The sequence below is a fragment of the Streptomyces sp. NPDC058662 genome (genome assembly GCF_042716255.1).
Lineage (GTDB): Bacteria > Actinomycetota > Actinomycetes > Streptomycetales > Streptomycetaceae > Streptomyces.
Genome location: NZ_JBHXRU010000017.1, coordinates 1 through 8,590, shown reverse-complemented (window position 1 = coordinate 8,590; position 8,590 = coordinate 1). Strand labels below are relative to the sequence as shown.

7 protein-coding genes, 1 tRNA gene and 1 pseudogene are annotated in these 8,590 nt (G+C 75.3%); 1 reads left to right on the top strand and 8 read right to left on the bottom strand.

Translation table 11 applies throughout. The features are described 5' to 3' along the window. A pseudogene (locus ACFWUQ_RS09280) lies at positions 1–525 on the bottom strand (hypothetical protein); the annotation flags it as partial. 410 nt (positions 526–935) lie between these two features. Further along, positions 936–2,267, bottom strand: a complete 1,332-nt coding sequence (locus tag ACFWUQ_RS09275; RefSeq protein WP_384535207.1) for a peptidoglycan-binding protein — start codon at positions 2,265–2,267, stop codon at positions 936–938. A 216-nt stretch (positions 2,268–2,483) separates the two neighbouring features. On the opposite strand from ACFWUQ_RS09275, the gene ACFWUQ_RS09270 reads away from it, so the two are divergent. Beyond that, positions 2,484–2,557 (top strand) — tRNA-Lys (locus ACFWUQ_RS09270). A 78-nt stretch (positions 2,558–2,635) separates the two neighbouring features. Here ACFWUQ_RS09270 and ACFWUQ_RS09265 read toward each other — a convergent pair. The 6 genes from ACFWUQ_RS09265 to ACFWUQ_RS09240 form a co-directional block, all read right to left on the bottom strand. Beyond that, positions 2,636–3,295: a class F sortase gene (locus tag ACFWUQ_RS09265; RefSeq protein ID WP_384535064.1), complete on the bottom strand. Its 660-nt coding sequence runs from the start codon at positions 3,293–3,295 to the stop codon at positions 2,636–2,638. Beyond that, the gene (locus tag ACFWUQ_RS09260) at positions 3,292–3,885 is read right to left on the bottom strand and encodes a hypothetical protein (protein WP_384535061.1); all 594 of its coding nucleotides are present in this window, start codon (positions 3,883–3,885) and stop codon (positions 3,292–3,294) included. Before ACFWUQ_RS09260 ends, ACFWUQ_RS09265 begins: the two co-directional genes overlap by 4 nt. A 243-nt stretch (positions 3,886–4,128) precedes the next feature. Beyond that, positions 4,129–4,908, bottom strand: coding sequence for an HAD-IIA family hydrolase (locus tag ACFWUQ_RS09255; protein WP_384535059.1), 780 nt, complete (start codon positions 4,906–4,908; stop codon positions 4,129–4,131). Between the two features lie 112 nt (positions 4,909–5,020). Continuing rightward, entirely contained in the window at positions 5,021–6,544 is a 1,524-nt protein-coding gene (locus ACFWUQ_RS09250) for an alkaline phosphatase family protein (protein ID WP_384535056.1), read from the bottom strand. A gap of 218 nt (positions 6,545–6,762) precedes the next feature. Continuing rightward, entirely contained in the window at positions 6,763–6,945 is a 183-nt protein-coding gene (locus ACFWUQ_RS09245) for a hypothetical protein (RefSeq protein ID WP_384535053.1), read from the bottom strand. A gap of 532 nt (positions 6,946–7,477) precedes the next feature. Further along, positions 7,478–8,227 carry a hypothetical protein gene (locus tag ACFWUQ_RS09240; protein WP_384535051.1) on the bottom strand — a complete coding sequence of 250 codons (750 nt, stop codon included), beginning with the start codon at positions 8,225–8,227 and terminating at the stop codon, positions 7,478–7,480. Positions 8,228–8,590 lie beyond the last annotated feature (363 nt).

The window sequence follows — 8,590 nt, the reverse complement described above, 5'->3', positions numbered from 1 at the left end:
GGCGGGGGCCGACTCGGCGAAGCCCCGGTCCGCCCCGGCCACCGCGTACGCAGGAGCGGGCGCGGCCTCGTAGGAACCCCGGTCCGTGGTGGCCCGGGCGGGGGCCGACTCGGCGAAGCCCCGGTCCGCCCCGGCCACCGCGTACGCAGGAGCGGGCGCGGCCTCGTAGGAACCCCGGTCCGTGGTGGCCCCGACGGGCGCCGACTCGGCGAAGCCCCGGTCCGCCCCGGCCGTCGTGTACGCGGGGGCTGGCGCGGCCTCGTAGGGCCTCGGGTCCGTTGTGGTCCGGGCGGGCGCCGGCGCGGGGGTGTCGGCCCTCGTGTGGGTGGGGGTGGGCTCGGTGCTGTGGGGCCTCGGGGCGGGGGCGGTCCTCGCGTGCTCCCGGGTGTGGCCGAAGGGGAGGTACGGGTCGCGGGGGGCGGCGACGGACGCGGGGGGCGGCTCGGCGGGGTGGCCGCTCGGGGCCGTCCGCGCGGTCACCCCCGCCGGAGGCTGCGGGGCCGCCGCGGGCGCCGCGACGGGCACGCGCTCGCCCTCCCCGGTCCGGGGTGCCGGCGCGGGCGCGGGCGGCCCGACGGAGTCCTCTTCCGACCGGGCCGCGGCAGGAACCACGGCGCGCGCCGCGGCCTCGGCGGGCCGGGCGGGCCGCCCGGTCGGTTCAGTCGGTTCAGTCGGTTCAGTCGGTTCGGGGCGGTCCGCCGGCGTCGCCGGCCCCGCCGGCAGACCGGTCTGCGTGGCCCACGTGGCCGACGTGGCCGCGGCCGGGGCGGTCGGAGTTACCGTGGCGGCCGGGGCGGTCGGAGTTACCGGGGCCGTCGGGGCGGTGGCCCCGGGGGCGCCCGCCGGCGGCGCCGCGGCGGTGCGGGCCGGGCGCGGCGGGAGGTGGAGGGTGCCCGTGGTCGTGGTGGTGCGGGTGGGGTACATCGTTGCCTCCGTCATGCGAACAGCCGGCGCCAGGTTTCCGGGCCCGGGTAGCCGTTGGCCGAGGCGCCGCGCCAGCCCTGGGCGCGCTGGAAGGCCTCGACGTTGCGGCGGTCGGCCTCGCCCCAGCGGGGACCCGGGCCGGATGTGTAGTGCTTGCCGAAGCCCTTCTTGATCAGTTGGCGGCCGAGGGCGGTGACGGCCTCGTGCGCCTTCCCCGGCCGGAACACCGCCGCGCCCGGGTAGGCCCGTACGCCTCCGGGCCCCGGCGCGGCGCCCACCGTCGGAGCGATGTCCTTGCCCTGCCGCTCGACGAGCAGGCGCCAGGTGTGCGCTCCGGGCAGGCCGTCCGCGTCCGCGCCCGTCCAGCCCTGGGCGCGCTGGAAGGCCTGCGTCGCCAGCCGGTCGGCGTCCGACCAGGTGCGGCTGGCCCCCTTCGGGTAGAAGCGGTACCCGCCCCGGTCGATCAGCATCCGGCCCAGCTGGGCCACGTAGTCGTTCGTGGCGCCCGGGCCGAACTTCGCCGCGCCCGGATACGCCTTGGCGTCCCCCGGCTGGGGGCCCGCCGGCAGCGGCTGCGCGCCGGGGGCCTCGGGTACGACCCCGCCGGTGACCCCGTTGAAGCGGTACGGCAGGTACTTCGTCGTGTTGGTCCAGTACGCGTACGGCGTGGCCAGCTTCCGCGTGGTCGGGCGCGTCTGCTCGTAGGCGGTGTAGTGCGTCCGCGTGTCGTCCACCCAGCCGCCGAAGATCACGACGTGCGAGCCCTTGTTGGGGTCGGCCGGGTTGTGGAACAGCAGCATGTCCCCCGGCAGCAGCGCCTCCTTCGTGATGCGGGTGGCGAACTTGTCGAGGCTGCCGGTCCACTCGTTCGTGCCGAGGTTCCAGGCCATGGAGACGTAGCCCGAGCAGTCCTGCCGGTAGCCGTCGGTCCAGTACTCGGACATGCTGTAAGGGACCTGCGCGTCCAGCCACAGCTTCGCCCGGTTGATGATCGTCGTACGGTCGATCCGCTTCGTCGCCGCCGGCGCCCCCGGCTTCCCGACCGGGCCGCCCTTCGGCCCGTGCAGCGGGGCCCGGCCGCCCTGGGGGGTGCCGGGGTCGTCCAGCGCCACCGTCCCCGCCGGCGCGGTGGTCACCGCGGCCGCCGCTCCGCCGCTCCCGCCGAGCACCACTCCGGCGGCGGTCGCCAGGACCAGCGCCCGGCGGGCTCCTCGCGCCGCCGGGTGGCCTCCGTCCCGGAGCGGTATGGCCCGCGCGCGGGCCAGGGAGCGGCGACGGCGGGCGCAGCCCTGGCACGCGCAGTCGCCCGCGGGCTCGTACTCCTCGAAAACGGGCATCGGCATCTGCGCGTGCGTCGGCGGCTGCGTCGTCATGCGGTTCCGTCCACTCCCCTGCTCGTCCACTGGTCGGCCGGAACCGCATCTGGTGGGGCGTCAGATCCGGCACGGCCAAGACATATCGTGCACGATAAACACCTCAAACATGGGTTAATCGGACAAGGTGGGCGTGGCTGGTCACGAGCACCGGCGGGGGTGGGGTAGAGTTTTCCCTGTCACCAAGCGCCGCTAGCTCAGTTGGTTAGAGCAGCTGACTCTTAATCAGCGGGTCCGGGGTTCGAGTCCCTGGCGGCGCACAGACGAAAGAGGCCCCGCACAGCGAAAGCTGTGCGGGGCCTCTTCGTCGTGCGGTGCCTTCTCCTCGCGCGGTCGCCCTACGCCGCCGTCCCGGGGCGGTATCCCGTCCCCGTCAGGTAGGCGGAGACCACCACGTTCGCCGAGTACTCCTTGGACGCTTTGTCGTACGAGCCCCCGCAGGTCACCAGCCGCAGCTCCGCCCGGCCCTTCACCCGCGGGCCGTACGCCTTGTGGGGGTCGAAGCCCGCGCGCTCGTAGACCCGTACGTCCTCGATCGTGAACTCGGCGACCGAGCCGTCCGCCCGCACCACGCGGACCTTGTCGCCCGGCTGCGCCGAGCTCAGGCCGAAGAACACGGCCGGCTTGGAGCGGGTGTCCACATGCCCCACCATCAGCGCCGCCCCGGCGGCTCCCGGCTGGGTGCCCGCGCCCCACCAGCCCACCGTGCCCGGGCTGCCGTACGGGGGCGGGTCGATCGCACCGTCCTTGTCCAGGCCCCGGGAGATCACCGGGGCCTGGACGCCTATGGAGGGCACGTCGACCCGCTGGGGCGAGGCGCCCGGCAGCGGGGCGTGCGCCGCGGGCAGGCCCGGGCCCACCGGACCGCCCGCCTGGCCGGTGACCGACAGCGGGACGCCGGTTATCTGGCGGCCCCACAGCCACAGGCCCAGCACCAGCAGCGACCAGGCGGCGAAGGTCAGCATCCGGCCGCCCGCGGATGCCCTGGCCTCGCTCATCCGCCGCTGCGGCGGCGGCGCAGGGCCAGGGCCCGGCCCGCGACGGCCAGCGTCGCCGCGGCGGCCAGGACGGCGCCGATCACGGTGTGCGGGAGGCTCGGGCCGCCCCCCTCCTGGTCCTTCCTCTCCGCGGCGGCCAGCTCGGACTTCTCCGTGATCTCCGCGGACATGCCGCCGCCGCCCGCGTGGACGGGCCAGACGGGCGAGGGGTGGTGGGAGGGCCGGTAGTGGGCGATCTCGATGGAGCCGCTGATCTTTTCGTGGCCGTCGCAGAACACCCGGACGGAGTGGCGTCCGGGTGAGGCGTGCGAGCGGACCATCGCGTCGCCGTGGAGCGGGCTGCGGCCGCCGTCGCGGCCGTACAGATCGGCGTCCGCCACGAAGACGGAGGACTTCGCCGCGCCGCGGGTGCCCCCGCAGCCGTGGACGCGGAGCTTGACCTGCGCGCCGGGATGGGCCGGATTCGGGTCGACCGTGACCCTGCCGCGGTCCTCCTCGCCCGCGAGGGCGGTGGGCGCGGTCACGGCGGACAGGGCCGTCAGGGCGACGGCCACCCCGGTGGCACGGAGAGCGATCAGGACACTGCGCATGGTGAACCTCCTCACTAGGAGATTCACGCGCGGTACGCCCCTGCGCATCCGGAGCGGCGCCGTACGGGTCAGCCGTACGTGTCAGCCGTACCACGCCCACCCGGTACGCCCCTACGGCCCAACCGCCCGGCGCCCTACGGCCCAACCACCCGACACCCGACACTCGGCGCCCGACGCCCGACGCCCGACGCCCGACGCCCGACGGTACGGTCACCCGGCGCGGCGGCCCGCCGGGCGGGCCCGTCAGACCAGGTCGACGAGGTCCGCGATCGAGTCGACGGTCTTCGTCGGCCGGTACGGGAACCTCTCGGTGTCGAGGGCCGTGGTCAGACCGGTGAGGACCAGGAAGGTCTGCATGCCCGCCTCCAGGCCGGCCAGCACGTCCGTGTCCATCCGGTCGCCGATCATGGCGCTCGTCTCCGAGTGGGCTCCGATCGCGTTCAGGCCGGTCCGCATCATCAGCGGGTTCGGCTTGCCGGCGAAGTACGGCTGCTTGCCGGTGGCCTTGGTGATCAGTGCGGCGACGGCGCCCGTGGCCGGCAGCGGGCCCTCGGTGGAGGGGCCGGTCTCGTCGGGGTTGGTGCAGATGAAGCGCGCCCCCGCGTTGATCAGCCGGACCGCCTTCGTCATCGCCTCGAAGCTGTAGGTGCGGGTCTCGCCCAGGACCACGTAGTCGGGCTCGTGGTCGGTCAGGATGTAGCCGATGTCGTGCAGGGCCGTGGTCAGGCCCGCCTCGCCGATCACGTACGCCGTGCCGCCCGGGCGCTGGTCGTCGAGGAACTTGGCGGTGGCCAACGCGGAGGTCCAGATGTTCTCGACGGGGACGTCGAGGCCCATCCGGCTGAGCCGGGCCTGGAGGTCGCGCGGGGTGTAGATGGAGTTGTTGGTCAGCACGAGGAAGGGCTTGCCGGACTCGCGCAGCCGCTTGATGAAGGCGTCGGCCCCCGGGATCGGGGTGCCCTCGTGGATGAGGACCCCGTCCATGTCGGTGAGCCAGGATTCGATCGGCTTGCGCTCTGCCACGGGTTTGTTCTCCGCTCTGCGGGGCCTCTGACCTCGGGGGTCTCTGGTCTGTACCACCCTAGCCGGGCCGGGCCGCGGACGCGGAGGGCGTCCACAGCCCGGACGGGCGGGGTCAGGCCAGGCGGACGTCGTCGACGGTCCAGTACCAGTTGTTGTCGCCGCGGTAGCGGAACCGGACCTGCACGTCGGTGGCCCCGGCCGGGACCTGGAGGGTGACCGTCTCGCTCTTCGCGACGGCGTCGGCGGTGTAGTTCTTCACCACGGCCGGTGTGCCGCCGTTGTAGGAGACGAGGACCTGGGCGCTCTGCCCGGCCTCCTGGCGGTAGTGCGTCCGGTAGGTCAGGCTCCGCGTCGTGCCGCCCGCGACCGGCCACTTGGGGGTGACCAGGGTGGAGTCGAAGGTGCCCGTGTGGCTCTTGTCGTCCCACTCGTCGGAGTCGGCGACCGCGAAGACGTCACGGGAGCGGACGTTCAACTCGCGCCACTGGTCGCGCTGCGACTGGCTCCAGAACTCGTCGGTGGCGAACGCCCAGCCCGCCCATTCGGTGACACCGCCCGTCCCCATCGCCGAGTTGTCGACGGCCCAGCCCGCCGGCGGGGTGTGCGTGAAGCCCTTCACCCCCGCCGGGATGCCCGTCTCGTCCACGCGGGCCCGCAGGTTGGGGCGCAGGGTGTCGAAGGGGTCGGAGTCCGGGGTGTGCAGCGGGACGCCGTCGAGGCCGGCGGCGCTGACACCGACGTGCGCGAGCGCGGTCGCGGCCACGTCGACCAGCCGGACGTCGTCGCGGACCGAACCGGCCGGGATCCCGGCGCCCTTGGCGAGGACGAAGGTGCCGCGCTCCGCGATGCTGGAACCGCCGTGGCCGCCGCCGCTGGTGTGGCCGTGGTCGGTGGAGACCAGGATCTTCCAGTTCTCCTGGGCGTAGGTCGGGCGGCTCTGGACGGCGGTCAGCAGCCGGCCGATGAGCACGTCGACGCGGGCGACGGCGTCGAGGTACTGCTGGCTGGCGGCGCCGTAGGAGTGGCCCGCGGCGTCGATCTCACCGAGGTAGACGAACGCCGCGTCCGGGTTCTGGTCGCGCAGTTCGGCGGCGGCAGCGGCGGCGATCTTCGGGTCCTCCCTGCCGTAGCCGTCGCGGTCGCCCTTGAGGGAGAGCCGCTTGTCGACCTTGGCCGAAAAGATCGGGCCGTTTTGGTCGGTGGAGGTGATGGGCTCCCAGTCGGCGGCGGCGTACGTGTTGAGCTCCGGCTGGGCGTTCTCGACGCGCGTCAGGAAGTCGGGGTACGCGGTGTAGTTCTTGCCGTTGAAGGAGTTGTCCTTCACTCCGTGCTTGTCGGGCCAGACGCCGGTGGCGATGGTCGACCAGCCGGGGCCGGAGGAGGTCACGGCCATCGGGTTCGCGTAGAGGGTGCTGCGAGCGGTGAGGCCCTGGGCCATCAGGCCGTTCAGGTGCGGGGCGTTGGCGGCCTTGACGCGGTCGAGGACCGCGCCGTCGATGCCGATGACGAGGACCTTGTCCGTGGTGGCGGCGGCCTCCCCGGCGGTGGCGGTGTGCGCGCCGAGGGCGGTGGCGAGCAGGGCGGCGGCGGTGGCCGCCGCGGCGAGGGTGCGTCCGTGCGGGACAGCGGTGGGCACGTACTCCTCCGGGAGTGTTCGGTGTTCGTGGGGACGACGCGGCGGATCGGTGCGGGTGGTGCGCGGCGCGGCGGCCGACGGTCAGGGGGCCGCGGGGCGCCTCGGTCCGGACCGGGGGGTGCGGTTCCCCGGTCCGGGCGCGCCCCTTCGGCTTCGTCCGGGGCGGCCCTCCGGGCAAGGGTCAAGGTGCCGGGCGCGGGTGGCCAGGACGTTACCGGTCAGCTTCCTGTCGCCGACTTCCACGCGTCGAGGTGGGCGGCGAGGTTGGTGCCTGCGTCGGTGGGTGTGACGTCGGTGCCGTCGCCGCGACGCGGGATGGAGTGCGGGAGCCCGCCCTCGAACCCGGGGCCCAGGGGCTCCGCCCAGGCGGTGGGGGCCGTTTGTTGCCGACCGGGGTCCACCTTCCGCCGGCGGCCCCTGTCCGCGCCGCCGACCTTCTCGGACCTTCTCGGACAGGGGCGGCCGGACCGGCCACAGCACGTACGCGTACGCCGGCCGGACTCGCAGGGAGGCGGCGGCCTGCTCGTACGCCGGGTCCAGCCGTACGATCGCCGCCGCGACGGACTGGTGGGGCGAGGGCCGTCACGAGGACCGTGTGGGCCGGGACGACGGTGGAGCCGATGCCGTTGAGCAGCAGCGGGGCCGACTCAAGGCGACAACCACGGCCGGGCCGACGGCCACGGACGGCGGCTCCGGGCACCACGAACAGCGAGTCCAGGACGCGGGCGACCGCCGGGCGCGTACGGGGGGACCGGGCGGACCGCCACGCGCATACGGGACACCGGCCACCGCGCGGGCGACGACCGGGCCCGTACGGGGTCAGTGGCGACCGCCCGGCACGTACGCGGGACCGGGCGGACCGCCGCGCGTACGGGCACCGGCGGACCACCGCGCGGGCGAGGGCCGAAGTCGGACGGGGTCAGGGGGAGGGCGTCAGCGGGCGGGGGCGCGCAGGCGGCGGGCGCCGAGGAGCAGGCCGCCGCCGGCGGCGAGGGCGAGCGCGGCCCCGGCGGCGCCGTACGTCCAGGTGCGCGGGCCGGTGTGGGCGAGGGAGCCGGCCTCGACGGGGTCCTGCGGGCCCTCGACGGTGAACCGGTAGCCCCCGGCCTCGCCGACCCAGTCCCCGTCGTCCGCCCGGCGCTGCACGATGGCGGCGTCCGCGACGACCTCGCCGGTGGGGGCGTCGGGGGCGAACGCGAGGCCGACCTTGACCGTCAGGGTGCCGCCCGCCCCGACGGTGAAGCCCGGGAAGGCGTCGCCGCCGTCGAAGACGGCGATGATCTCGTCGCGGTCGGTGTGCTCCAGGCCGGCGGGGAGCGTGCCGCCGGGGGCCTCGAACTCCATGCGCAGGTGGGCGGGGCGCAGGGCGCGGGCCGTGTCGGTGAGGACGACGACGGGGTGGATGTCCGTGCACCGCGAACGCGTGGTGTTGGTGAGGTCGAGGTACCAGGTCTGCGGGTCACCGCCGGTGCGGTACACGGCCGGGCCGCCGCGGATGCGGGCCCCGATGGGGAAGGCGGAGCTCTTCCCGTCCCCGCAGGTGGCCTTCACGCGGGAGGGCAGCGCGGGCGCGGGGCGGGCCCCGCCGCCGGTACCGATGTCCGCGGCGGCGGTGGGCGCGGAGCTGACGACCAGCGCGGCGGAGAGAGCGGCCGTGAGGGCAAGGGCTTTGCGCAGTCGCATGGAAGACCTTCGCTGCTCGCCGGACGGGACGATGATCGGACCAGGTGACCATCACCCCGGCCTGCTCGCACCCTGCCACTCGCGCGCGACCCCTCACCGGGCGCCGCGCCTGAGTCCCCCCGGTTTACGCCCGATCGGCGGACGCCGTCAAGCCGCGCCCCCGACACCGATGGCCCTCCGGGCCGGACGCCCGGGCCGGGCGCGGGCGGGCCGGGCGAGGCGGGGGCGGGCGGGGCGGGGGCGGGCACGGTCGGGGCAGGGGCGAAGGCCGGGCGCGGGCGGGCCGGGCGCGGGCGGGCCGGGCGCGGGCGGGGTCAGGCGCGCGCGGGCCAGGCGTGTGGGCCGGGCAGCCGGGGTCAGGGG